General features: G+C 67.2%; 22 protein-coding genes. 16 read left to right on the top strand and 6 right to left on the bottom strand.

Translation table 11 applies throughout. The features are described 5' to 3' along the window. The first annotated feature begins 10 nt into the window (after positions 1 to 10). The 5 genes from GDI_RS11845 to GDI_RS11830 all read left to right on the top strand — a co-directional run bounded on the left by GDI_RS11845 (position 11) and on the right by GDI_RS11830 (position 4668). Positions 11 to 589, top strand: coding sequence for a polysaccharide biosynthesis/export family protein (locus GDI_RS11845; protein ID WP_012553316.1), 579 nt, complete (start codon positions 11 to 13; stop codon positions 587 to 589). 33 nt (positions 590 to 622) lie between these two features. Beyond that, on the top strand, positions 623 to 1648 hold the full coding sequence (locus tag GDI_RS11840) for a glycosyltransferase (protein WP_231854338.1): 1026 nt from the start codon (positions 623 to 625) through the stop codon (positions 1646 to 1648). Then, positions 1611 to 1826 carry a hypothetical protein gene (locus GDI_RS20290; RefSeq protein WP_231854101.1) on the top strand — a complete coding sequence of 72 codons (216 nt, stop codon included), beginning with the start codon at positions 1611 to 1613 and terminating at the stop codon, positions 1824 to 1826. The genes GDI_RS11840 and GDI_RS20290 overlap by 38 nt, the downstream gene beginning before the upstream one ends. 48 nt (positions 1827 to 1874) lie before the next feature. Next, entirely contained in the window at positions 1875 to 3362 is a 1488-nt protein-coding gene (locus GDI_RS11835) for a hypothetical protein (RefSeq protein ID WP_012226496.1), read from the top strand. A 76-nt stretch (positions 3363 to 3438) separates the two neighbouring features. Beyond that, a complete protein-coding gene (locus GDI_RS11830; RefSeq protein ID WP_012553314.1) occupies positions 3439 to 4668 on the top strand; it encodes an acyltransferase family protein in 1230 nt (409 codons plus the stop codon). 8 nt (positions 4669 to 4676) lie between these two features. On the opposite strand, the gene GDI_RS19980 is transcribed toward GDI_RS11830, so the two are convergent. After that, positions 4677 to 4829: a hypothetical protein gene (locus GDI_RS19980; RefSeq protein WP_162098027.1), complete on the bottom strand. Its 153-nt coding sequence runs from the start codon at positions 4827 to 4829 to the stop codon at positions 4677 to 4679. Between the two features lie 196 nt (positions 4830 to 5025). Between GDI_RS19980 and GDI_RS11825 the strand changes: the two genes are divergently transcribed. After that, positions 5026 to 5604, top strand: coding sequence for a phosphatase PAP2 family protein (locus GDI_RS11825; protein WP_012226492.1), 579 nt, complete (start codon positions 5026 to 5028; stop codon positions 5602 to 5604). A gap of 9 nt (positions 5605 to 5613) precedes the next feature. Here the strand turns inward: GDI_RS11825 and acuI are convergent, their stop codons facing one another. Continuing rightward, complete coding sequence (acuI, locus tag GDI_RS11820; protein WP_012226491.1) at positions 5614 to 6591, bottom strand: acrylyl-CoA reductase (NADPH); 978 nt, start codon at positions 6589 to 6591, stop codon at positions 5614 to 5616. Between the two features lie 218 nt (positions 6592 to 6809). Here acuI and GDI_RS11815 point away from each other — a divergent pair, with 218 nt between their 5' ends. Both GDI_RS11815 and GDI_RS11810 read left to right on the top strand, forming a co-directional pair. Next, complete coding sequence (locus GDI_RS11815) at positions 6810 to 8258, top strand: NAD-dependent succinate-semialdehyde dehydrogenase (protein WP_012226489.1); 1449 nt, start codon at positions 6810 to 6812, stop codon at positions 8256 to 8258. A gap of 121 nt (positions 8259 to 8379) precedes the next feature. Next, positions 8380 to 9474, top strand: coding sequence for a branched-chain amino acid aminotransferase (locus GDI_RS11810; protein WP_012226488.1), 1095 nt, complete (start codon positions 8380 to 8382; stop codon positions 9472 to 9474). 65 nt (positions 9475 to 9539) lie between these two features. Here the strand turns inward: GDI_RS11810 and GDI_RS11805 are convergent, their stop codons facing one another. After that, positions 9540 to 9899 carry a RidA family protein gene (locus tag GDI_RS11805; RefSeq protein WP_012226486.1) on the bottom strand — a complete coding sequence of 120 codons (360 nt, stop codon included), beginning with the start codon at positions 9897 to 9899 and terminating at the stop codon, positions 9540 to 9542. Positions 9900 to 10219: 320 nt separating this feature from the next. Between GDI_RS11805 and GDI_RS11800 the strand changes: the two genes are divergently transcribed. Then, positions 10220 to 12706 carry a phosphocholine-specific phospholipase C gene (locus GDI_RS11800; protein WP_012226484.1) on the top strand — a complete coding sequence of 829 codons (2487 nt, stop codon included), beginning with the start codon at positions 10220 to 10222 and terminating at the stop codon, positions 12704 to 12706. A 19-nt stretch (positions 12707 to 12725) separates the two neighbouring features. Here GDI_RS11800 and GDI_RS11795 read toward each other — a convergent pair whose 3' ends face one another. From GDI_RS11795 to hutC, 3 genes are read right to left on the bottom strand one after another with little or no spacing between them, the layout of a single operon-like run. After that, positions 12726 to 14081: a cytochrome-c peroxidase gene (locus GDI_RS11795; protein WP_012226483.1), complete on the bottom strand. Its 1356-nt coding sequence runs from the start codon at positions 14079 to 14081 to the stop codon at positions 12726 to 12728. A 5-nt stretch (positions 14082 to 14086) separates the two neighbouring features. Then, the gene (locus GDI_RS11790; RefSeq protein ID WP_408735202.1) at positions 14087 to 15736 is read right to left on the bottom strand and encodes a phospholipase C; all 1650 of its coding nucleotides are present in this window, start codon (positions 15734 to 15736) and stop codon (positions 14087 to 14089) included. Positions 15737 to 15777: 41 nt separating this feature from the next. Beyond that, positions 15778 to 16491: a histidine utilization repressor gene (gene hutC, locus GDI_RS11785; protein WP_012226481.1), complete on the bottom strand. Its 714-nt coding sequence runs from the start codon at positions 16489 to 16491 to the stop codon at positions 15778 to 15780. A gap of 199 nt (positions 16492 to 16690) precedes the next feature. Here hutC and adhP point away from each other — a divergent pair, with 199 nt between their 5' ends. The 7 genes from adhP to nuoF all read left to right on the top strand — a co-directional run bounded on the left by adhP (position 16691) and on the right by nuoF (position 24051). Next, complete coding sequence (gene adhP / locus GDI_RS11780) at positions 16691 to 17719, top strand: alcohol dehydrogenase AdhP (RefSeq protein WP_012553308.1); 1029 nt, start codon at positions 16691 to 16693, stop codon at positions 17717 to 17719. A 143-nt stretch (positions 17720 to 17862) separates the two neighbouring features. After that, on the top strand, positions 17863 to 19284 hold the full coding sequence (locus GDI_RS11775) for a M20 family metallopeptidase (RefSeq protein WP_012553307.1): 1422 nt from the start codon (positions 17863 to 17865) through the stop codon (positions 19282 to 19284). Positions 19285 to 19414: 130 nt separating this feature from the next. Then, positions 19415 to 19849, top strand: coding sequence for an NADH-quinone oxidoreductase subunit A (locus GDI_RS11770; RefSeq protein WP_012553306.1), 435 nt, complete (start codon positions 19415 to 19417; stop codon positions 19847 to 19849). After that, on the top strand, positions 19834 to 20469 hold the full coding sequence (locus GDI_RS11765) for an NADH-quinone oxidoreductase subunit B (RefSeq protein WP_012226477.1): 636 nt from the start codon (positions 19834 to 19836) through the stop codon (positions 20467 to 20469). Before GDI_RS11770 ends, GDI_RS11765 begins: the two co-directional genes overlap by 16 nt. A gap of 12 nt (positions 20470 to 20481) precedes the next feature. Further along, positions 20482 to 22287 (top strand): NADH-quinone oxidoreductase subunit C/D, encoded by a 1806-nt coding sequence (gene nuoC / locus GDI_RS11760; RefSeq protein ID WP_012226476.1) that lies wholly within the window; start codon positions 20482 to 20484, stop codon positions 22285 to 22287. Further along, positions 22274 to 22768, top strand: coding sequence for an NADH-quinone oxidoreductase subunit NuoE (gene nuoE, locus GDI_RS11755; RefSeq protein ID WP_012226475.1), 495 nt, complete (start codon positions 22274 to 22276; stop codon positions 22766 to 22768). Before nuoC ends, nuoE begins: the two co-directional genes overlap by 14 nt. After that, complete coding sequence (gene nuoF / locus GDI_RS11750) at positions 22765 to 24051, top strand: NADH-quinone oxidoreductase subunit NuoF (RefSeq protein WP_012226474.1); 1287 nt, start codon at positions 22765 to 22767, stop codon at positions 24049 to 24051. Before nuoE ends, nuoF begins: the two co-directional genes overlap by 4 nt. Positions 24052 to 24060: the final 9 nt, after the last annotated feature.

Here is a 24060-nt window from a genome sequence, read left to right as displayed (position 1 = left end):
CATATCCAGAATGCCGACGACCAGTCTCACCAGCCGTCGTTCCGCCGTGGTGCTTTTCGGCATGGCAACCGTTCTGAGCGGATGCGCCGCCGGATCGTCCCTCGATCCGGTGGCGGCATACGATCCCAACCAGTATCGCCTGGGGGTCGATGACCAGATCCGGGTTCTTACCTACGGTCAGGACCAGCTGACGTCCGATTTCCGGGTCGACAGCAACGGCAAGGTCGCATTCCCGCTGGCCGGCCACCTGCAGGCGGAAGGACTGACCACCTCCGAATTCGCGGCGGAAATTTCCGCCGCGCTGGAGAAGGCGCGCATGGTGCGGCAGCCGAACGTCACGGTCGAAGTGACGGCCTATCGCCTGGTCTCGATCCTGGGCGAGGTCGCACGGCCGGGCCAGTATGCGTATCAGCCTTTCATGACGATGCTGACGGCCGTCGCATCGGCCGGCGGATTCACCTATCGCGCGCTGGAAGACCGGGCCTACGTCGTCCGGCAGGAAGGCGACCATACGGTGGTGGGGCGCCTTAATCCACAGGACTACGTCAAGCCCGGGGACGTCCTGAAGATTTATGAACGCCACTTCTGATGGAAGATACGGGAGGTATATATCGTGACCGTCATGCAGCCCGATCCGTCCGTCGCACCGATGCTGAAGGTGGCCGTCGTTCATGAGTGGCTGGAACATTTCGCGGGGTCGGAACGTGTCGTCGAGCAGATCCTCAAGGTCTTTCCCCAGGCCGAGATCTTCGCGATCGTCGATTTCATGCCGCCGTCCGAACGCGGCATGCTGGGCCAGCGCAAAGTCACCACGACGTTCATCCAGCACCTGCCGTTCGCTCGCAAACGCTTCAGGAACTATATCGGCCTGATGCCGATCGCCATCGAACAGCTCGATCTTTCCGGGTTCGATCTCGTCATTTCCAGCAACCACGCCGTTGCCAAGGGGGTGATTACCGGCCCCGACCAGATCCATATCTGCTATGTCCATTCCCCGATGCGCTACGCATGGGACATGCAGGCCGCCTATCTGAAGCAAAGCGGGCTGGAGCGCGGGCCGAAGGGATTGTTCGCCCGCTGGCTGCTGCACCGGCTTCGCAACTGGGACGTGCGCTCGGCCAACGGCGTGGACGTGTTCATTGCCAATTCCAGCTATATCCAGCGGCGGATTCGCAAGGTCTATCGCCGGTCGTCCGTCGTCATCTATCCCCCCGTCGATGTCACGCGCTTCCGGCCCGTGGTCCAGGTCCGCGACGCCTATGTGGTTGTCTCGCGCCTCGTCCCGTACAAGCGCGTCGATCTCGTGGTCGAGGCATTCCGGCGCATGCCGCAGCGCCGGCTGATCGTCGTGGGGGATGGTCCCGAACGCGACCAGATCGTCGCCGTCGCGGCCGGTGCGCCCAATATCGAAATGCGGGGCAAGGTGGGAAGCGAGGAATTGCTGCACCTGATGCAGGCGGCACGCGCGTTCGTCTTCGCGGCGGAAGAGGATTTCGGCATCGCCATGGTCGAGGCCCAGGCCTGCGGCACGCCGGTGATCGCGTTCGGGCGCGGCGGCGCGCTGGACATCGTGCGGGGGGTGGGCGACGCCGGCGGCCCGACCGGGCTGCGTGTTCGACCAGCAGGGACGCGGGACGCCATTCGTTGACGCCGTGGAACGCTTTGCCGCCCTCGAATCCCTGATGACAGTGGAGCTGTGCCGGGAAAATGCCCTGCGTTTTTCCGAAGAGATGTTCCGCCGCGCGATCCGCGACGTCGTCGATGCGGCCCTTCTCGATACGACCGGGCCCGGCGTGACGCAACTGACGGGTGGGGCTGGGGGTTAAGCATCGCGATTTCCGTCCTCTCTTCCTTCCTGACCGGAGGCCGATCCCGTGTCCGTACCTCTTTTCGGCCTTATCGTTTTTCCCCTCTGCTTCCTGCTGTGGCTGCGGCCCGCCAGGATGCTGGAAGTCCTGCTGCTGGCGGGGGCCTTTCCGGCGGCGGCGGCGCTGGTTCTGGGCGGCGGGGGGGTGCAGCCGGTCCTGGTGCCGACCCTGGGCTTCATATCCTACGCCATGCTGCAACGCATGCTGGGCGCGCGCTATCCGGGGGATCGGGCGGCGCGCGCGCTCTATATGCCTTTCGTGCTGACGGCGGCGTGGGCCGTCCTGGGTTCGGTGATTCTGCCGCGCGTGTTCATGAACAGCGTCCTGGTGTGGCCGCAGAGGAATGATTCCACCGCGCAGCAGGTCCTGCTGGCCCCCAGTTTCGGCAACATCACCCAGGATATCTATCTGATGGTCAACGTCATGCTCACGGTCCTGGCGGCGGGATTCCTGACGCGGGCCGATATCCGGATCGACCGCCTGTATCGCGCGTATCTTTTCAGTGGCTGGGTGGTCTGCATACTCTGCTTCTGGCAGCTCGCGCACCGGCTGGCCGGCGTGCCGTTTCCCTCCGCCTTTCTGTATTCCAATCCCGGATGGGTTATCTTCGACGGGCAGATGGCCGGGTCGGTGCCCCGCATCAACGGATCGTTCACCGAACCATCGGCATGCGGCGCCTACCTGTCGGGGATTCTGTATTCCACGATCTGGGCCGGACTGCAGGGATATCGCCTGCGCATGCTGCGGGCCCTGATTCCGGTTGCCGCCGTCGCCCTGCTCACCACCACATCCACAACCGGTTTCGCCACGATGGCCGTGGGATTCCTGATCCTTCCCGCGGCGGCGCTGGCCACCGGTTCGATCCGGCTGTTCGGCCGTGTCGGCCGTTTCCTCGCCATCGGCGCGGCGATTGCGGGCTTCGGGTCACTGGTCCTGATCACGATCGAGCCGCGCCTGCTGCCGGCGATGGAACTGGTGTTCCAATCGACCGCCGACAAACAGGATTCCGAATCCTATCAGGAACGGTCGATGGCCGACCGCGACGCGCTGGCGGTGGTGCCGCAGACATTCGGGCTGGGCAGCGGCTGGGGAAGCAACCGGGCCTCCAGTCTCATTCCCAGCCTGCTTTCGACGATCGGCGTCGTCGGCGTGGCGGGCATGCTGATCTTCGATGTGCGACTGGTACGAAGCGCCATGCAGGCCCGCCGCCTCGTCCCCATCTGTCCCGAACGCCTGATGATCGATGGTGGTCTTGCCGCGCTGGCCGGGCGCATGGTGGCGGCCATCATGTCCGGTCCAACCATCGGGTTTCCTGACTTCTACCTGATGATGGCCATGGTGATCGCCGCGGTCGCCCGCATCAGGGTGTGGGCCGCGGAAAACCGCTGGCCGTATGAAACCCAAGGCCGGCCGGACATTCCGTCAACGCCGGTGTGGCCGCATGTCCCGGGGCCGGTCGCTCTGTCCCAGATGGTCGGAAGCAGCGTGGCATAGTCCCCAACGATCAGGACCCATCGAACATCGCGGTGACGGGTCCCGTTCCATGTTCCACCGCGTATGGAGGCGCAGGTTGAGACGCAATCACGAACTTGATGCCATTCGTGGCATCGCGGCGTTCGTTGTCCTTCTGCATCATGCATGGCTGGCGATGCCGCGGCCGTGGCATGACATGGCCGAACCGTCATCGTTATGGCTGTTCCTGCGCCCGGCTTTCCTGCTGCGCTACACGCCGCTCGGCCTTCTTGTCGACGGGCCGCGCTGTGTGGGCCTGTTCTTCGTTCTCAGCGGCTATGTGCTGGCGATTTCGCTTTCCGGTCCCCGCGCGGGAGGTTATGGGCGCTTCGTGGTCCGCCGCCTCTGCCGCATCTACCTTCCTTTCGCCGCGATCATCCTGGTGTCGGCCATGGTCTGGGGGCTGGTCCCGGCGGCGGGGGACCGTGTGCCCGAAGCCAGTGACTGGCTGTCGCAGGGGCAATGGTCGGTGGTGCCTGCCTTTGCGGTGCTGTTGGGACACCTGGCCATGATCGGAACGCCGGCCCTGCAAAGCCTCGATCCACCGATGTGGTCCCTGGTGGTCGAAATGCGGGTCTCGTTGATTTTTCCGCTGCTCTACCTGGTCATGACGCGCTATCGGGCGATTGGTATCGCCGGGGTCGCAGTCCTGTATCTGCTGTCCTGCGGCATCATGTCGGCCCGGGACGAGGTCGTACCCCTGTCCTTCGGGACCAGCCTGCTGCTGACCCTGGACTATATGCCGCTGTTCGTCGTGGGTATTCTTCTACACCAGGGGCGTGAACGGCTTTGGCATGTCTGGCGGTCGATGCCGGTCATCCACCGCTGCGTCGCGATCCTCTCGGTCGTGGGGGCCTATATCGCCTTCCAGCGCAGCATGCCCGCGACGGAGGCGGCGTTGATGGCGTGGGCTCCCGGAATCGGGGCGCACGTTGCGATCGACGTGACGAAGAATATCATCTGGCAGTTGTCGGTCGCGGGCGGGTCGGTCGCCGCGATCATGATCGCCCTGCACAGCCAGCGCGCCAGCCGCTGGCTCGACCTGCGACCCTTCCAGTGGCTGGGCAGCATTTCCTACAGCCTCTATCTGGTGCATATGCCGGTGCTGATGGCCATGGTCCACGCGCTTCACGGCCATATGCCCATGCCGGCCATCCTGGCCGTGTCGATCATCCTGTCGCTGGCGGTGGCAACCCTCGGCTTCCACTGGATCGAACAGCCCGCGATCGCCCTGGGCCGTCATCTGACGCGCAGGACGATGTCGGCCCCCGTCGCCGTGGTACCGTGATGCCCGGCCTATCCGTGGTGGTGCCAGAGCAGGAACAGGCCCAGCAGGATCGCAATCCATAGCACGGCCCCGGCCAGCACCGCCCGCATCACGCCGCGGGCGGGACGCAGGGGATCAGGGGTCTGTTCCGTCCTGTCGGCCGGATGATCGACCGTTCTCATGCTGGGTTCCGGCATCGTCTGATCTTCATCACCCCGGTCATTCCCCTCTGGCATCGTGTCGGGTCCAGACTGTCAGCCTACGGAAGCGAAATGATAATCTATTTTTATTTCAAACACATGGTAAAAGATATGTCCAGATCGGAACGAGGTTGATACCCTGTTTTCGCCGGGCGGGCGAGGAGATGCGGGGCCAATGATGTCTTTCGTGACCGATCTTGCGGATCAGTCTGTCGTCATTCCCTTGCAAATCATGGTTTTCGTGACCTTCCTGCTGTTCCGCTCCTGGCGTTTCGCGCTGGTCTGGGGCCTGGTGACGTGCGGCGGATCGGGACTGATCCTGATGCTGAAACTCTGGTTCGAGGCCTGCGGCCTGCCGCCGGACCGGGTTCTCTACAGTCCCAGCGGCCACACCATGGCCGGCACGATGGTCTATGGCTGCCTGCTGGCGGTCCTGCCCGTGCGCCGGTCGATCCTGATGGGGGTCACGGTTGCCATCGCCTGCGTGCTGGGACTGTCGCGCGTCGTGCTGGGCTGCCACACCGTCACCGAGGTCATCGTCGGCGGGGTGGTGGGCGTGGCCGTCGTGGGCGTCTTCTATCGCCTGGCGGGTCCGCCCCCCGGCGGAGGGCGGACCGTGCTGGGCGTGCTGGCCGTGGTCGCGGGTATCGTCGCACTCTTTCACGGATATCACTCGACCGTCGAATACCATATCCAGCAATTTTCGCGTTTCGATCTCGGGCCGCTCTTCTGCCGCTCCGACGTGCGCGGCGCATAGGCCGTCCGGTCAGAGGGCGACCACGATGCGCCCGCGAACGCGACCTTCCAGAAGGTCCGTGGCGGCGGGAACCACGTCCGACAGCGTGATGTCCTGCGTCATCGGTTCCAGTTCCGCCGGGTCCAGGTCCTGCGCCAGCCGCCGCCAGGCCTCGATACGGTCGGGGCGGGGACACATGACGCCGTCGATGCCGACCAGGGTGACGCTGCGCAGGATGAAGGGGGCGACCGTGACCGGAAAGGCCATGCCGCCCGCCAGCCCGCATGCGGTGACGATGCCGCGATACTGCATGGCGGCACAGATGCTGGCCAGGACCTGCCCGCCCGCCACGTCCACCGCCCCGGCCCATCGCGCCTGTGCCAGCGGGGGGCCCGGATGCGACAGGACGGCGCGATCCATCACGTCGTCCGCGCCCAGGGCGCGCAGATATGCGTCGTCACCGGTCCGCCCCGTCACGGCAACGACGCGATAGCCCAGCCGTGACAGCAGCACGATCGCGATGCCGCCGACGCCGCCCGATGCCCCGGTCACGACCACGTCGCCCGAATGCGGGGTCAATCCCTGCCGTTCCAGGGCCAGAACGCACAGCATGGCGGTAAAGCCGGCGGTACCGATGGCCATGGCCTGCCGGGTGCTGAAGGCGCGGGGCAGCGGCACCAGCCAGTCACCGCGCACCCGCGCCAGTTGCGACAGGCCGCCCCAGTGGCTTTCGCCCACGCCGCAGCCATTCAGGACCACGCGGTCGCCGGAGCGGTAGCCCGGATGGTCGGATTGTGCGACGACCCCTGCCAGGTCGATGCCCGGCACCATGGGAAAGCGCCGCACCACCGGGGCTCGCCCGGTCAGGGCCAGCGCGTCCTTGTCGTTCACCGCCGAATATTCCACCCGCACCGTCACGTCGCCCTCCGGCAGGCGTGCCGGTTCCAGCGTGCGCAGCGTGGCACGATAGCCGTCCGCGTCCCTGTCGATTATGATCGCCCTGAACATGCCCGCCCCCCGTGCCACGCCCCCTTTGCGGAGGAACGCGGGACGATGGTGATTGGTGCCGCCGATCGGCCTTGAGGCTGTTTCAAAAGCCCTGCTGCGGCGATTCGACGCGCGTTTCCTGCGCTCAGCAGCAGAACTTTTGAAACAGCCTTTTTGACCCGAACCGGCGCTTGGGGCACGTTCTGGCGAATTGCCCCATACCCGATGGAGATCCCGCCATGTCCCAGTATCCCGAGACGCTGCTGTTCATCGACGGGCAGTGGATCGCGGCCAGCGACGGACGGTTCGTCGACGTGGTGAACCCCGCGACGGAACAGGTCATCGGCCGCGTGGCCCATGCCGGCCAGCCCGAACTGGCGGCGGCGGCCGCGGCGGCCGGGCGCGGCTTCGCGGTCTGGAGCCGGATGTCGGTGTTCGACCGCTACAGGATCATGCGGCAGGCGGCGACCCTGCTGCGCGAGCGGGTCGAAACGGTGGCCCCGATCATGACGATGGAACAGGGCAAGCCCGTGGCCGAGGCCCGGACGGAACTGCTGGCGGCGGCGGATACGATCGACTGGCTGGCGGAAGAGGGGCGTCGCGCCTATGGCCGCCTGATTCCCGCCCGCGCCGTGGGCGTGACCCAGGCGGTGATCCGCACCCCGGTCGGTCCGGTCGCCGCGTTCTCGCCGTGGAATTTCCCGGTCAACCAGGTGGTGCGCAAGGTGGGCGCGGCGCTGGCCACCGGGTGCTCGATCATCGTCAAGGCCGCCGAGGAAACGCCGGCCTCGCCGGCCGCCCTGGTGCGGGCCTTCGCCGATGCCGGGGTACCGGCGGGGGTGATCGGGCTGGTCTACGGCACGCCGTCCGAAATCTCGGAAACGCTGATCGCGCATCCGGCCATCCGCAAGGTGACGTTCACCGGATCGACCGCCGTGGGCAAGATGCTGGCGGCCCTGGCCGGATCGCACATGAAGCGCGCGACGATGGAACTGGGCGGCCATGGTCCGGCGATCGTGTGCGCCGATGCCGATCTCGACCGGGCCGCGACCACGCTGGTGGCGGCGAAGTTCCGCAATGCCGGACAGGTCTGCGTCTCGCCCACCCGCTTCCTGGTGGAACGCCCGGTCTTCGGCCGCTTCGTCGAACGGTTCGCGGAACTGGCCCGGAAGGTTCAGGTCGGCGACGGGCTGCAGTCCGGCACCACCATGGGACCGCTGGCCAATGTCCGGCGCGTGGACGCGATGGAGGCCCTGATCGGCGATGCCACCGCCCGGGGGGCGGAGATCGTGACCGGCGGCCAGCGGGTGGGCAATGCGGGGTATTTCTTCGCGCCCACGGTCCTGCGCGACCTGACCACCGAGATGCGCATCATGAACGAGGACCCGTTCGGTCCCGTGGCGCTGATGGTGCCCGGTTCGACACGCTGGCCGATTGCGTGTGGCCGAGCGACCCGCCTGCCTTACGGCCTGGCAGCCTATGCCTTTCCCGGTTCGGGGCGCACGGCGGCCCGCCTGAGGGACGAGGTCCGGACCGGCATGCTGACCGTCAACCACCTGGGCCTGGGACTGCCCGAAGTCCCGTTCGGCGGAATCGGCGATTCCGGGTACGGATCGGAAGGCGGGACCGAAGCGCTGGATGCCTATCTGGACACCCGCTTCTTCTCGATGCGCGACTATCCGGCTTGACGCGCGGCGCGATCTGGGGACTCTGACCGATCGGTCCGGCCCGCGTCGCGGGCGCGTAAGGGGGCCGTTTCGGGCTGGCGCGGCAGAGGCCGCGCCGATGTGGTGGTGAAAGAGCAGGATCATGGACAGCGCCGACCAATTTCGTTTTACGCATCTTCCGCATCCCGCGCCGGTTCCGGCGGCACGGCGCACGGAATTGCTGGCCAATCCGGGATTCGGTCGCGTCTTCACCGACCACATGGCTGTCGTACGCTACAAGGAAGGGCAGGGCTGGCATAACCCGACGATCGAGGCCCGGGCCCCGATCCCGCTGGACCCGGCCGCGGCGGTGCTGCACTACGCCCAGGAAATTTTCGAGGGCATGAAGGCCTATCGCGCCGCCGATGGCGGCGTGGTGATGTTCCGGCCCGATGCGAATGCCCGCCGGTTCTATCAGTCCGCCGAACGCATGGCGATGGCCCCGGTGCCGGATGCGCTGTTCCTGGCGGCGGTGCGGGAACTGGTGCGGGTCGACCGCGACTGGATTCCGACCGGCGAGAACGCCAGCCTGTACCTGCGGCCGTTCATGATCGCCAGCGAGGCGTTCCTGGGCGTGAAGCCCTCGTCGGAATATCTGTTCATCGTCATCGCCTCGCCGGTCGGATCGTATTTCAGCGGGGGCGCCGTCTCCGTCTGGGTGTCCGAGGATTATACCCGCGCGGCCGTGGGCGGCACGGGGGCGGCCAAATGCGGTGGCAACTATGCCGCAAGCCTGCTGGCCCAGCGCGAGGCGAAGACCCACGGGTGCGATCAGGTCCTGTTCCTGGACGCCGTCGAACACCGATGGGTCGAGGAAATGGGCGGCATGAACATTTTCTTCGTGCTGGATGACGGATCGCTGGTCACCCCGCCGCTGGGGGGCACGATCCTGCCGGGCATCACCCGCGACGCGATCCTGACACTGGCGCGCGACCGTGGCCTGACGGTGCGCGAGGAGCCGTACAGCATCGACCAGTGCTATGCGGACGCCGCCAGCGGTCGCCTGAAGGAAGCCTTCGCCTGCGGAACGGCGGCGGTCGTGACCCCGATCGGCCGCCTGTGCGGCCATAGGGGCGAGGTCGTGATCGGCAGCGGCAACGGCGCCGATCCGATCACCGAAAGCCTGCGCGGCGCATTGATCGGCATCCAGCGCGGGCAGAACCCGGACCCCTATGGCTGGGTCCAGCACGTCGCCTGAACCCAGGACGACCAGCTACCCCAAAGGGCTCGGCCCTTTGGGGCACAGGGCAGCGCCCTGACGCTTTACAAGGCTGCGATGGCAGTGAGTTCGACCCGCCAGAGCGGATCGGCCAGACGCGCCTCGACAGTGGCGCGGGCGGGTTTGTTGTCCCGGTCCAGCCATACGTCCCAGGCGCGGTTCATGCCGTCCAGGTCGTCCATGTTCGCCAGGAAGATCTGCACGCTCAGCAGACGGCTCTTGTCGGTGCCGGCTTCCGCAAGCTGGGCGTCGACCTGGCGCAGGATGTCGGCCATCTGGCCTTCGATATCCAGCGTCACGTCTTCGGTCACCTGTCCGGCCAGATAGACCACACCGTTATGGATGACGGCACCGGTCAGACGGGTCTCGGGTTGCAGGCGGGTAATGGGGGACATCGGTCGCATTCTCTCCGGATCACATAGGGATGGCTCAGGATAGGACGTAAGGCGCGCCCGCGACAGGGCCGCGGGTCCGGGGAGAGGCGACTGGCCAGCATGCTGACAAGATAGTCGCCGTATGCGCAATATTATTTTAGCGTTAATATAAAGTGCGTGAAATATTCCATCGATTTCCATGCGGCGTGCGTCGGATATCCGGGCTGCGTCACCGACGCCTTGTCATTGAATTGTCATAAGGGAAACCGGGAGGTCTGTCGTATAGGCACTGACCTATACGACACTCATCTTATATGCCCCTCATCCGGCGGGTCTTGCGCGAGTAGACAATGGCCACACGCAGAGATTTCCTGAAATACGCCCTTCTGTCCGGAGCGGCGGGTGGCGCGTCGTTGCTGTCTGATCCCATCCGCCGTGCTTTCGCCATTGCACCGAATCCGGGCTCGACCTGGCAGGACGCCGAGCATGTCGTGATCCTGATGCAGGAAAACCGCTCGTTCGACCACGTCTTCGGCACGCTGCAGGGTGTGCGCGGCTTCAACGACCCGCGTGCGATGCGCCTGGCCAACGGCAATCCGGTCTTTGCGCAGACCGGCAAGGCGGGGGAGACGTATCTGCCCTGGCGGCTGAACATCCGCGATACGCGCGTGACCTGGATGGGCTCGATCCCCCATTCCCGCGACAGCCAGGTCGATGCCTGGAATGGCGGCGGTCATGACGGATGGATTGATGCCAAGAAGTCGCATCACAAGGGCTATGATCGCTATCCGCTGACAATGGGCCACTACACGCGCGAGGACCTGCCTTTTTACTACGCGCTGGCCGACGCCTTTACCGTCTGCGACCAGAATTACTGCGGCGCGATGACCAGTACCACGCCCAATCGGCTGCTGTTCATGACCGGAACCGTGCGCGACCGGCAGGATACGTCGTCGAACGTGTATATGCGCAATGGCGAGATCCTGGAGGGCGGCATGACGTGGGCCACCTTTCCGGAACGACTGGAACAGGCCGGAATTTCGTGGAAATACTACCAGAACGAACTGACGCAGACCGGCGGCATGAGCGAGCCGGAACGGGCGTGGCTGGGGAATTTCGGCACGAACGTTCTGGAATGCTTCGATCAGTATTGCGTTTCGGCCAATCCCGGTTTCGCCGACTGGCTCGAGGCGCGCATCGCCGACTGCCAGGGCCATATCGACCGGCTCAACAGCCGGGAAATGCTCATTTCCGAAGCGCATGAGGAGCAGTTGGCCGAGGCGCGGATGCTGCTCGATGTCCTGACGCGCCGTCGCGGCCTGGCCGACCAGACGATGGACAGGCTGACACCGCAGGAACGTACGTTGTTCGAGAAGGCGTTCGTCATCAACAGCGGTGATCCGAATTATCGCAAGCTGGACCGTCTGGCCTTCCATGACGGAGAAAAGACCACTCACATGGATGCGCCGAAGGGCGACCTCCTGCATCAGTTCCGCCAGGATGTGAAAGCGGGCAGCCTGCCTGTCGTATCGTGGCTGTCGGCACCGGGGCATTTTTCCGACCATCCGACCTCGCCGTGGTACGGCGCGTGGTACGTGTCGGAAGTCATGGATATCCTGACCGAAAATCCCGATATCTGGAAAAAGACCATTTTCATCATCACCTATGATGAAAATGACGGTTATTTCGACCATTGCTGTTCCTACGCGGCCCCGGACCCCACGCGCCCGGACACCGGTCGTTCTTCCGCCGGCATCGGACCGGACGGGCTGGAATACACCACCGCGAAGGATGAAACGGACCGAGGCGTGCCCGAACGCCTGGCCCGCAGCGGCCCGATCGGGCTGGGCTTCCGTGTGCCGATGATCGTGGCCTCGCCCTGGAGCCGGGGCGGTTGGGTCAATTCCCAACTGTTCGAACACACCTCGACGTTGCGCTTTCTGGAAGCCTTCATCCAGGGCAAGTTCGGCAGGACGGTCACCGAGACCAATATCTCGCCCTGGCGCCGCGCCATCAGCGGCGACCTGACCTCCTGCTTCCGGCCCTATGACGGTACGGTGCCGACCCTGCCTTTCCTGGACCGCGACGCCCATCTGCATATGATAGAGGACGCGCGTGACCGGCCGATGCCGGGCGGCTTTCGCGCGCTGGATGATGCGGAGATAGCCGCCCTGCGCGCCGACCCCGCCACCTTGCGGCGGGTGATCCGGCAGGAGCCCGGCACGCGTCCGGCCTGCGCTCTGCCCTACGAGCCCTATTGCGACGGCGGCATGTCGAAGGATGGCAGGCTGGTCAGCCTGCGTATGCGCGCCGGTACGACGCTGCATGGCGCACGGTCGGCCGGGCTGCCGTTCAATGTCTATCGTCATGCCGCCGCACCCGATGGCGGCATGCAGGCAGGGACCTACGCCGTCGCGGCCGGGGATACGCTGAGCACGGCATTCGGCGGTTCGGCATTTCTCGACGGGCTCTACGACGTGTCGGTCCATGCGCCGAACGGCTTTTATCGTCGGTACAGGGGGCGGCGGGACGGCGTGCCGTTATGGGCGGAATGCCTCTATCTGCACGGCAAGGATGCGGATCTGCTGGTGCGCGTCACCAATCACGGGACGAAGGCAATCGACATAACCTGTACCCTGGCCGCGCACGGCACGGCGCGGACGCTGCATGTGCCGCCGGGACGGAGCGTCGAGGCGCCGTTCGCCCTGCGTCAGGACGCGATGTGGTACGACGTCACCCTGACCAGCCCAACCGAGGGCGATCTGCTGTATCAGTTCGCGGGCCGGGTCGAAACCGGGAACCCGGGGCGGACCGATCCGGCCATGGGCGCGGCGTAGGGGACCATCTCCCCGCGCGTCAGCGGGCGGGGCGATCGGTCAGCATGTCCAGGAAGGCGACGATGTCCCGCCGCTCGTCCGGGGTCAGGGGCGGCGCGTCGCCGGGGTGCCGGTCGAACGGGGCATCGGCCACGTCGATATTGGTCTGGTAGCGATCGGGCAGATCGTCGAATTTCCGCACCTGCCCATCCGGCCCCACGGGATAGATGCGTCCGGGATCGACGTCGCGGAAGGTGTAGAAGGCCAGGACGTCGTCCAAGGTGCGGAACACCCCGTTATGGAAAAAGGTGTGGCGCGTCGCGACATTGCGTAGCGTGGGGGTCGCGAACAGGCCGCACATCGCACTTTGGCCCGCCATGTCGGCGCGCGGCGGCCCGCACAGCCCCAGATCGTGGAAGGACGGATCGCGGTTGGCGGCCAGTGCCCGGTTCCGGGGGGCGCCCAGGGCCTCGAACTGATGGTCGGTGAACAGCGGCGGCCTGCCGTCGGCCCCCGGCCGGTCGGGGTGGCATGCCGCGCAATTGCCCTTCGCCGGGTCGTTGAACAGCAGATAGCCCCGGCGCTGGGCGGGGGACAGGCGCGTCTTTCCCTCCAGCCAGTCGTCGAAGGGGCTGGCGTAGGGATGGAAGGCGGGGTCTTCGATCTGGTAGCGCGCCACGGCGAACAGGGCCTCGGCCAACAGCAGGTCCGGCGACCGCGCGACGGCCGGGCCGCCCAGGCGATAGAGGGTAGGGGTGTAGGGGGCCCGCGCCAGCCGGGCCAGGACGACGGCGCGGCTGGACGCCATTTCCCGGGGGTCGAACAGCGGGCCTGTCGCCTGCTGTTGCAGCGTGTCGGCACGGCCGTCCCAAAACAGGCCGCCCTGCGGGACCATGTTGGCAGCGGTCGCCGCATTGTTCTGCGCGGTCTTGGCGGCGTGGGGGAGGCCGGTCGCGACGGGCGGCGGCGGGGCTTCGCTTTCGGCATTGTCGGGGCCGATGCTGAAGGCGGGGCGGCGCTCCAGATAGGCCAGGGTCGGGACGGCGCGCAGCCCGTCCCGCGACAGGTCGACCCCACCGCGCGCCACCATGGCGGCACCCGCCGGCCCGTAATGGCGCGCCCGGTCGTGGCAGGACGCGCAGGATAGCCGTCCCGACCCCGACAGGGCCGGATCATGGAAAATGTCGCGCCCTGCCAGGGCCATCGCCGAAAGCGGGGCGGCGGGCGGGCGACGCAGGGCGACGGGGCAGGGGTTGCGCCCGTCCGACAGGGGCTGGCAGGCCGCGGGCGCCGGACCGCCCGCCGCACGGGCCGGCCGATCCCCCGGCGAACACAGCCACAGGACCGGCAGCAGCAGGATGAACCATACCCGGCCGCTGTCCGATCGGCGCGGCACGGCCCCTATCGGGCCTCCTGGCCGGTTTGGGGGTCCAGCAGCAGCGGCGTCAGGCGCGGCGGACGGGTAAAGTCGAACAGGTCCCCCAGATCATGGGCGTCGGCGTCGAAGGCCCCGCCACCCAGGCGTGCGCCGCCCAGCCAGTTATCCTCGATGAAGCGGGTGATCGAACTCTGGGTGACCAGGGCGTGGCCGACATGATTGACCCGCGCCCAGGGCGAGACGACCATCAGCGGAATGCGGGTTCCCGGGCCGGAGCGGCCATCGACCGGCTGGCCCGCGACGCCCGGCGGACGTGGCGCCGTGCCGCATCGGTCGGTGCCATCCAGCTGGTCCGCCGATTGGTCGCCCCCCGGCGCCGCCGACGAATGGGTCGGCCGGACTAAGGCATGGTCGTACCACCCGTCCGAATCGTCCCATGCGATGATGATCGCGGTGTCACGCCATTCCGGACGCTGCTGCAGCAGGTTCACGATGTCGACGATCCCCTGCTGCTCGTCCAGCGGGTCGGAATAGCCGGCATGGCCGTCCTGATAGGCGGGCAGTTTCAGGAACGAGACCGCCGGCAGGTGTCCCGCGCGCACGGCGGCGAAGAAATCGCGCAGGTCGTATTCGTGATTGGCCGGGTCCGGCGTGACGCCGTCCGCGCCCAGCGTATGGCCGATGGCGGCGATCGATCCGGGGCGCGCATGGGTCGGGTTGGCGGTGCTGGGGAAATACTGGAACCAGTTGTGATGGGGAATGTAGTCGGTGATCGTCTGCCCCACGACGGGCGAGGCCGTGGCCCGCTGGCACCCGGTGGACCCGTCCGGGTTGCGCACGGTCAGGTCGAATCCGCCCATGAACCCGCCCCAGGAAATCCCGGCGCCGTTCAGCAGGTCGCCGATATTGCGCCCGCGCATCACGACCTGGTCCTTCGGCACCGAGCAGACGTCATGGGCGGGGTCGATGTCGCCGATCATCGTCCAGCCGCCCTGCCCGTCGGCGATGTAGGGGGAATGGGCCTGCCGCGTGGCCGGCTTCTGCGTGGTCGCGACGATCTGCATGCCGTTGGTCTGCCCCGACACGACCTCCAGCGCCCCGGGGGTGGAGGGGCCGTAGGTATCGGTATAGGCCGCGTCGCTCATGGCGAAGCGCTGGGCATAGCGCCACAGAGCGGTGACGGTATTGCCGTCGAAATAGCCCATGACCTGTCCCCGGGTGGCGAACGCCCCCACGCCGCCGGGCGTACCGCGCCCGGTATGGCGGGGAAACAGGTCGGCCCTGCCACCGTGATAGGCCAGTTGTTCGGCGGTATAGGCATGGTTCTGGTCGGCGGTGGCGGCCTGCGTCCTGTCCAGCCGGAACGGCAGGCTGGCATCCCGGCCATTGGCCGGACCGGCGTTGGGGTTGGCGGTCAGCAGGCCGGTCGCGGCCAGGGTGTTGGCCGGCGGCGTGCCGGCCCCCGCGACGAAGGCCGGTTCGCCCGGCGGGTTCGCCGCCTGCGGGTAGGTCGCGAAATAATGGTCGAACGACACGTTCTCGTCGTACACCACAACCAGATGCCTGATCGGCGTCGTGGTCACGGCGGGTGGCGGCCCGGCCCCCCAGGCGGACGCGGCCAGCAGGGTCGTGGCCAGGGGAATGGCGAGGAAGGGGAGCGTTCTGCGAATCATGCCGGCGCGTGTGTCCTGATCGGTCGTCGCCGGGGCGGCCGTCACCGCCCCGAACGGCCGCTCAGGCTATAGCGGCTGCCCGGATAGGTGAAGATGCCCTTCATGACGACGCGGCCCTCCACCCAGGTGCGGCGGACCAGTTGCAGACAGGCTTCCGGCGTGTCGAGGTCCAGCAGCCCGCGCAGCCGCGCGTCGGGCGTGATGGCGAAGACCACGTGCTCGACGTTCTCGGGCCGGGCGATCAGCGACAGATACCGGTGCGGATGGGCCAGCGAGAAATCCTGCGCCAGATAGGCGGGCGCGAAATGCGGCGACACGAAGCGGTCTTCGACCTGCAGCGGGATACCGCCCTCGTCATGGACGATGACCGAGTGGAACAGCCGCGCCCCTGGCCGCTGGCCGAACGCGATGGCTAGGTCCATGTCCGCGCGTACGGTCTCCAGCGCCACGACGCGCGCGTGATGGGCCTGTCCGCCGGCCGCGATGTCGTCGGCGATGTCGCGCAGTTCCAGGAATTCCGCGTCGATCGCGGGGGGCGATACGAACGTGCCCACCCCCTGGGCACGGTTCACCACGCCCTCGGCCGTCAGTTCGCGCAGGGCCCGATGCACCGTCATGCGCGATACGCCCAGCGTCGCGACCAGCGCGCTTTCGGACGGCAACCGGTGCCCGGCGGGCCATTCGCCGCTTCGGACACGGTCCAGGACATAGTGCTTGACCTGGCCGTACCGGGTGGGCGGGATGCTGTCGGGCATCGAGGGGGGGGACTCCGTGGGGCGGTTGCCGGATGTCGATGGGTGTCTATACAACCAAACCCGAACGGGAGCCTACTCCGGCACCCTGGCGGGCCGGCTTGATGCAGATCAGGTCGTGCCGGAAGGGAGCTGTGTAAGACTACGCCACAGAGACGATCCGCGGATGCGATCTGCGGATACAATCCTTGGGGGAACGAGCATGACTGGAAAGATGAAGGCCGCTGTCGTTCGTGAGTTCGGCAAGCCGCTGACGATCGAAGAGCTGGATATTCCCTCGATCCGGCCGGACCAGATCCTGGTCAAGATGGACGCGTGCGGCGTCTGCCACACCGACCTGCACGCCGCCCGGGGGGACTGGCCCGTGAAGCCGAATCCGCCCTTCATCCCGGGGCACGAGGGCGTGGGCCACGTCGTGTCCGTGGGCAGCGCGGTCAAATGGGTCAAGCTGGGCGATGTCGTCGGCGTGCCGTGGCTGTATTCGGCCTGCGGCCATTGCGAGCACTGCCTGGGCGGGTGGGAAACGCTGTGCGCCAGCCAGGACGATACCGGCTACACCGTCAATGGCTGCTTCGCCGAATATGTGGTGGCCGATCCCAGTTACGTCGCCCACCTGCCGAAGACGATCGACCCGCTGCAGGTGGCGCCCGTGCTCTGTGCCGGCCTGACGGTCTACAAGGGCCTGAAGATGACCGACACCAAGCCGGGTGACTGGGTCGCGGTGTCGGGTGTCGGCGGGCTGGGCCAGATGGCGGTGCAATACGGCGTCGCCATGGGGATGAACGTCATCGCCGTCGATATCGACGACGAAAAGCTGGCCACGGCAAAGGCCCTGGGCGCGGCGCTGACGGTGAACGCGCGCGCCACCGATCCCGCCCCCTTCATCCAGTCGCAGGTCGGCGGCGCCCATGGCGCGCTGGTCACGGCCGTGTCGCGCAGCGCGTTCTCGCAGGCGATGGGCTTTGCCCGCCGGGGCGGCACGATCGTGCTGAACGGGCTGCCGCCGGGGGAATTCCCGATTTCCATCTTCGACATGGTCATGGCCGGGACCACGGTGCGCGGATCGATCGTCGGCACGCGGCTGGACATGATCGAGGCGGTGTCCTTCTTCGCCGACGGCAAGGTCAAGACGGTGATCGAGCCCGACCGGCTGGAAAACATCAACCAGATCTTCACCGACCTGGAAGAAGGCAAGATCCAGGGACGCAAGGTGCTGGATTTCCGCCAGTAAGCCGCGCCACGACCCCAGTCGTTCCGTCGAGGCCGGCATATCCGTGGCCGGGCACGGTGTGCAGGATGGCCTGACGGGGCGCATATGGCCTACGATGCGGCTGTTGCCGGGGAATGGTACCGGCGAGCGATTGGGGACCCGCGATGCGAAACAGTGCGCCGGTATGGGAATTCGTCGAGGCCCGCAAGGCACCGCTGATCGCGCTGAGCGATGCGGTGTGGGGCGTGCCGGAACTGAATTTCGACGAATTCCGCTCGGTCGCGCTGCATGACGCGGCGTTGCAGGCCGAAGGGTTCCACGTCACGCGCGACGTGGCGGACCTGCCGACCGCCGTCATGGGCGAGGCCGGGTCGGGCGGCCCCGTCATCGCCATCCTGGGCGAGTTCGACGCGCTGCCGGGACTGAGCCAGGAAGCCGGCCTGCTGCATCACCAGCCCGTGCCGGGCAGCGGGAACGGCCACGCCTGCGGGCACAACCTGCTGGGCTCGGCGGCGCTGCTGGCGGCGACGGCGGTCAAGGACTGGCTGGCCGCCACCGGCACGCCGGGGCGCGTGCGCTATTACGGCTGCCCGGCCGAGGAGGGGGGCGCGGGGAAGGGCTTCATGGTGCGCGCCGGGGTGTTCGACGATGTCGATGCCGCGATTTCGTGGCATCCCTTCGCGTTCGCCACCGTCTTTCCGCCGGCCGCCCTGGCCAATACGCGCCTGGACTTCACCTTCACCGGCCGTGCCGCCCATGCGGCCTCGGCCCCGCATCTGGGCCGCTCGGCGCTGGATGCGGCGGAACTGATGAATGTCGGCGTCAACTACCTGCGCGAGCACATGCTGCCGACATCGCGCATCCATTATGCCTACCAGGACGCGGGGGGTGCCGCGCCGAACGTGGTCCAGTCGCGCGTCGTCATCCGCTACACCGTCCGCGCGGCGGAACTGGAGGACATGCTGGCCCTGGCCGCCCGGGTGCGCCGCGTGGCCGAGGGCGCGGCGATGATGACCGAGACCCATGTGGACTGCGCGGTGGTCAGCGGCATGGCCAACCTGCTGGGCAACCCGCCGCTGGAAGCCGCGATGCAGGCCAATCTGGAACGGCTGGGCCCCCCGCCGTTCGACGAAGCCGACCGGGCCTTCGCGCGCCGCATGCAGGCGACCTTCACCCCGGAAGATATCGCATCGGCCTTCCGCCAGGTGGGAATGCCCCCGGCGACCGACAAACCGCTCTGCGACGTCGTCCTGCCCTATCCGTCGCCGGCCGGGCCGATCCTGCTGGGATCGACCGATGTGGGCGATGTCAGCTGGACGGTGCCGACGGTCCAGGCGCTGGGCGCGACCTGCGCCATCGGCACGGCGCTGCATTCCTGGCAGATGACGGCGCAGGGAAAATCCCCGATCGCGCACAAGGGCATGGTCCATGTCGCCAAGGTCATGGCGGCGACGGCGACCGACATCCTGAGCGACCCGGTATTGCTGGACCGCGCGAAGCAGGACCACGCGGCGAAGCTGCGCGCGCAGCCCTATATCAGCCCGATGCCCCCCGAAGTACAGCCCCCGGTAAAACACCGTCCGTAAACGCGCACCGGTATCGGCCCGACACGGACGCGTGAACGGGGTAAAAAAGGGTGAACCCGGTCCGGGCAGGGCACGTTAACCGCAGAACATTCCGTCATTTTCGGTCACTTCAACCTCAGCGGTGTTGGCCATGTCGGACTTCTGCACGCAGCATCCGCTCTTTTCCTATGCCGTGGCGATCGTGGTCCTGCTGGCCGCGATGCTGGGCCTGGGGGCGGTTTCCGGGACCCGGCGCGTCGGCGCGGCACGTGGGCGGTCGATGGACCTGCCGTTCGAATCCGGTGTCCTGCCGGTCGGTTCGGCGCATTTGCGCATCCCGGTGCAATATTACCTGGTTGCGATGCTCTTCGTCATATTCGACGTGGAATCGGTTTTCCTGTTTTCGTGGGCACCGGTGGCGGTCGGCGCCGGGTGGCGCGGCTATGGCGCGGTGGTGGTGTTCGTCGCCTCGCTGGCGGCGGCGCTGGCCTATGTGTGGCGGTGGGGCGCGCTGGACTGGGGCCCTGTTCCCCGTCGCCGGATAGACTATCGCAGGGCGGGGGACGCATCATGCGCTGGTCGCTGACCCGACCGGGCGAGGAACCCGGCACGCCGCGCGACGCGACCATGACCGAAACCGTGAAACGCAACCTGGTGATGGGGCGGTTGCAGGATTTCGTGTCCTGGGGACAGAAGAATTCGATCTGGCCGTTCAATTTCGGCCTGTCCTGCTGCTACGTCGAAATGGCGACGGCCTTCACCAGCAAATACGACATCGCCCGGTTCGGGTCCGAGGTGCTGCGCGCCACCCCGCGCGAGGCCGACCTGATCGTCATCTCCGGCACCGTCTTCGTGAAGATGGCCCCGATCGTCAAATATCTGTACGACCAGATGCTGGAACCGCGCTGGGTGATCTCGATGGGGTCCTGCGCCAATTCCGGCGGAATGTACGACATCTACAGCGTGGTGCAGGGGGTGGACAGCTTCCTGCCGGTCGATGTCTACGTCCCGGGCTGCCCGCCCCGGCCGGATGCGCTGCTGGAAGGACTGATGCTGCTGCAGGATTCCGTGGGCACGCAGCGCCGGCCGCTCAGCTGGATGGTGGGGCCGCAGGGTGTCGAACGGGTCACGCCGCCCAGCCTGCGTGATGCGAAGCGCGACCAGCGCCGCGCCGCGCAGACCCTGCGCAGCCCCGACACGATCTGACGGGGCCGCGCGATGATCGTGCCCGACCTGGTGGCGGACGCCATGACCGCAGGACCGCCCGCCGCGAAAAGCGGAGACGGCGCCACCATGTTCGGGCAGGTCTCCGACCTGGGGCCGGGAACGGTGCTGGCGGTCGAGACGGCGCGCGACGGAGTGCCCACGGCCTGGATCGCGCCGACTTCCCTGCGCGCGGTCGTCGGCATGCTGCGCGAACCGGCGGCGGCGCTGCGGATGCTGTTCGACCTGACGGCGATCGACGAACGGCAGCGCGCGCACCGCGTCGGACAGCCGGATTGCGCCTTTACCCTGGTCTGCCATTTCATGGCCCTGGGGGGTGCGGGCGACGCACTGCGCCTGAAGGTGCCGTTGCCCGCCGAGGCGCCGCGGGTGCCGTCGATCGCGGACTTTTGGCCCAACGCGAACTGGTACGAGCGCGAGGTCTGGGACCTGTTCGGCATCACGTTCGAGGGCCACCCGTTCCTGCGGCGCATCCTGACCCCGCCCACCTGGACCGGGCACCCGCTGCGCAAGGACCATTACGCCCGCGCCACCGAAATGCCGCCCTACAGTCTGACCGAAGACCAGGAAATGGCCGAACAGCAGGCCCTGCGCTTCGACCCCGGCGCGTGGGGCATGGCGCGGCATTCGGCGCATAGCGACTTCATGTTCCTCAATCTGGGGCCGAACCATCCCAGCGTGCATGGGGTGTTTCGCATCGTCTTGCAACTGGAGGGCGAGCGGATCGTCGATGCGGTGCCCGATATCGGTTTTCACCATCGTGGCGCCGAGAAGATGGGCGAGCGCCAGTCCTGGCACAGCTTCATTCCCTATACCGACCGGGTCGATTACCTGGGCGGCGTCATGAACAATTTCCCCTATGTCATGGCGGTGGAAAAATTGGCCGGCATCACGGTGCCGCCCCGGGCGCAGATGATCCGGGTCATGCTGGCCGAACTGTTCCGTGTGGCCAGCCACCTGGTGTTCTACGGCACCATGACGCAGGATGTCGGGCAGTTGTCGCCGGTCTTCTACATGTTCAGCGACCGCGAGCGGGTTTTCGAAATCATCGAGGCCATCTGCGGTTTTCGCATGCATCCCGCCTGGTTCCGCATCGGCGGCGTGGCGATGGACCTGCCGCGCGGCTGGGACGGGCTGATCCGTGATTTCCTGGACTATCTGCCGCCGCGCCTGGACGAGTACGAAAAGATGGTGATGCGCAATCCCATCTTCCGGGCACGGACCATCGGCGTCGGCGCCTACGACGTATCGGAAGCCATTGCCTGGGGGGTGACGGGGCCGGGCCTGCGGGCCTGCGGCCTGGAATGGGACCTGCGGCGCAAGGTCCCCTATTCGGGATACGACCAGCTGGAGTTCGATATTCCGACGGCGCAGAACGGCGATTGCTACGACCGGGTGCGCGTCCATATCGCGGAAATCCGCCAGAGCCTGCGCATCATCCGGCAATGTCTGGACGGCATGCCCGCGGGCGCGATCAAGGCGGAACACAGGCTGACCACGCCGCCGCCGCGGGCGCGGACGATGCATGACATCGAAACCCTGATCCATCATTTCCTGTCCGTCAGCTGGGGGCCGGTCATTCCGCCCGGCGAGGCCCATGCCTGCGTCGAGGCGACGAAGGGGCTCAATTCCTATCACCTGATCAGCGACGGGGGGACGATGTCCTATCGCACGCGCATCCGTACCCCGTCCTTTCCCCATCTGCAGATGATCCCGCTGATCAGCCGGGGCGGGATGATCGCCGACCTGATCGCGATCATCGGCAGCATCGATTTCGTGATGGCCGATGTCGACCGCTGACCCGCCCCTGCCGCCCGACCTGAAGGCCGAGATCGCGGCCATGGTGCGGGCCGCCGATTACCCGCGCGCGGTGTCGGTGGGCGCGCTGGCCGCCGTGCAGGCGCGCTTCGGCTGGGTGTGCGACGCTCATCTGGCCGAACTGTCGGATCTGACGGGCCTGTCGGTCGCGGACCTGGACGGGGTCGCGACCTTCTTCAACCTGATCTTCCGCCGCCCGGTCGGGCGGCACGTCATCATGATGTGCGACAGCGTGTCGTGCTGGATCATGGGGCGTGACGCGCTGTGCGCGCGGCTGTGCGACCGGCTGGGCATCCGCCCCGGCCAGACGACGCCGGACGGGGCGGTGACGCTGCTGCCGATCGTCTGCCTGGGCCATTGCGACCACGCGCCGGCCCTGCTGGTGGACCGGACGCTGCATGGCGATGTGGACGAGGCCGGGATCGACCGCATCGCCGACAACGTGCGGGGGCACCCGGCATGAGCGAACGCCCCCTGACCGCCATGATCGACGCCGCCGGCCCGCCGGACTGCGCCGCCTATGGCCGCGCCGGCGGCTGGCAGGGGCTGCGGCGCGCGCTGCGCGACCTGACGCCGGAGGCCGTCATTGCCGAGGTCACGGATTCACGCCTGCGCGGGCGCGGCGGAGCCGGGTTCGGCACCGGGCAGAAATGGAGCTTCGTACCCAGGACCCCGGCCGGGGACCAGCGCAAATACCTGGTCGCCAATGCCGACGAGATGGAGCCCGGCACCTTCAAGGACCGCATCCTGCTGGAGGGCAATCCCCTGCAACTGATCGAGGGGATGATCGTGGCGGGATATGCCATCCAGGCCGGCGAGGGCGTGATCTTCCTGCGCGGGGAATATCACCTGGCGCTGGACCGCCTGACCCGCGCGATCGACGAGGCCCGGGCCGTCGGCTGGCTGGGGCGGGACATCGCGGGCTCGGGCTTCGATTTCGACATCCATGTCCATGCCAGCGGCGGCCGCTATATCTGCGGCGAGGAAACGGCGCTGCTGACGGCGCTGGAGGGCAGCCGCGCGGTGCCGCGCAGCAAGCCGCCCTTTCCGCAGGTCGGCGGCCTGTGGGGCGCGCCCTCGGTCGTCAACAATGTCGAAACCCTGTGCAACGTGCCACACATCCTGGCCAATGGCGCCGCGTGGTTCCGCGCGCTGGCCATCGGGCCGGATGGCGGGACCAAGCTGTTCGGCGTCAGCGGCCGGGTGAAGCGGCCGGGCGCGTGGGAACTGCCGATGGGCACCCCGCTGCGTGAGATCATCGAGGAGCATGCCGGCGGCATGCGCGACGGCTACGGCCTGCGCGCGCTGCTGCCGGGCGGGGCCTCCACCGCCTTTCTCGACGGCGGGGCGATCGACATCGCCATGGACTACGCCACCGTCGAGAAGGCCGGCAGCCGGCTGGGCACGGGGCTTGCGATCCTGCTGGACGACCGGACCTGTCCGGTCGGGATGCTGCGCAACCTGGAACATTTCTTCGCCCAGGAATCCTGCGGCTGGTGCACGCCCTGCCGCGACGGGCTGCCCTGGGTGGAACGGCTGCTGGACGCGATCGAGGAGGGCAGGGGCGAGGATGGCGACCTGGACCTGCTGGCCCATCATGCCCGCATGATCGGCCCGATGGGCCGCACCTTCTGCGCGCATGCCCCCGGCGCCATCGCGCCGCTGTCCAGTGGACTGAACCTGTTCCGGGCGGAGTTCGAGGCGCATCTGCGCCTCGGCCGCTGCCCGCATCGCCACGCGGCATAAGGGGACGCC

Origin of the sequence: Gluconacetobacter diazotrophicus PA1 5 (genome assembly GCF_000067045.1) — a bacterium.
Classification (GTDB): Bacteria; Pseudomonadota; Alphaproteobacteria; order Acetobacterales; family Acetobacteraceae; genus Gluconacetobacter; species Gluconacetobacter diazotrophicus.
Note: the sequence above shows the minus strand (reverse complement) of the source record. Positions and strands in the feature narration are given on the sequence as shown.

Coding starts and splice junctions, on each gene's coding strand:
- GDI_RS11845 (WP_012553316.1), top strand. CDS start 11: ATGCCGACGACCAGTCTCACCAGCCGTCGTTCCGCCGTGGTGCTTTTC.
- GDI_RS11840 (WP_231854338.1), top strand. CDS start 623: ATGCAGCCCGATCCGTCCGTCGCACCGATGCTGAAGGTGGCCGTCGTT.
- GDI_RS19980 (WP_162098027.1), bottom strand. CDS start 4,829: ATGAGAACGGTCGATCATCCGGCCGACAGGACGGAACAGACCCCTGAT.
- GDI_RS11825 (WP_012226492.1), top strand. CDS start 5,026: ATGTCTTTCGTGACCGATCTTGCGGATCAGTCTGTCGTCATTCCCTTG.
- acuI (WP_012226491.1), bottom strand. CDS start 6,591: ATGTTCAGGGCGATCATAATCGACAGGGACGCGGACGGCTATCGTGCC.
- GDI_RS11815 (WP_012226489.1), top strand. CDS start 6,810: ATGTCCCAGTATCCCGAGACGCTGCTGTTCATCGACGGGCAGTGGATC.
- GDI_RS11810 (WP_012226488.1), top strand. CDS start 8,380: ATGGACAGCGCCGACCAATTTCGTTTTACGCATCTTCCGCATCCCGCG.
- GDI_RS11805 (WP_012226486.1), bottom strand. CDS start 9,899: ATGCGACCGATGTCCCCCATTACCCGCCTGCAACCCGAGACCCGTCTG.
- GDI_RS11800 (WP_012226484.1), top strand. CDS start 10,220: ATGGCCACACGCAGAGATTTCCTGAAATACGCCCTTCTGTCCGGAGCG.
- GDI_RS11790 (WP_408735202.1), bottom strand. CDS start 15,736: ATGATTCGCAGAACGCTCCCCTTCCTCGCCATTCCCCTGGCCACGACC.
- hutC (WP_012226481.1), bottom strand. CDS start 16,491: ATGCCCGACAGCATCCCGCCCACCCGGTACGGCCAGGTCAAGCACTAT.
- adhP (WP_012553308.1), top strand. CDS start 16,691: ATGACTGGAAAGATGAAGGCCGCTGTCGTTCGTGAGTTCGGCAAGCCG.
- GDI_RS11775 (WP_012553307.1), top strand. CDS start 17,863: ATGCGAAACAGTGCGCCGGTATGGGAATTCGTCGAGGCCCGCAAGGCA.
- GDI_RS11770 (WP_012553306.1), top strand. CDS start 19,415: ATGTCGGACTTCTGCACGCAGCATCCGCTCTTTTCCTATGCCGTGGCG.
- GDI_RS11765 (WP_012226477.1), top strand. CDS start 19,834: ATGCGCTGGTCGCTGACCCGACCGGGCGAGGAACCCGGCACGCCGCGC.
- nuoC (WP_012226476.1), top strand. CDS start 20,482: ATGATCGTGCCCGACCTGGTGGCGGACGCCATGACCGCAGGACCGCCC.
- nuoE (WP_012226475.1), top strand. CDS start 22,274: ATGTCGACCGCTGACCCGCCCCTGCCGCCCGACCTGAAGGCCGAGATC.
- nuoF (WP_012226474.1), top strand. CDS start 22,765: ATGAGCGAACGCCCCCTGACCGCCATGATCGACGCCGCCGGCCCGCCG.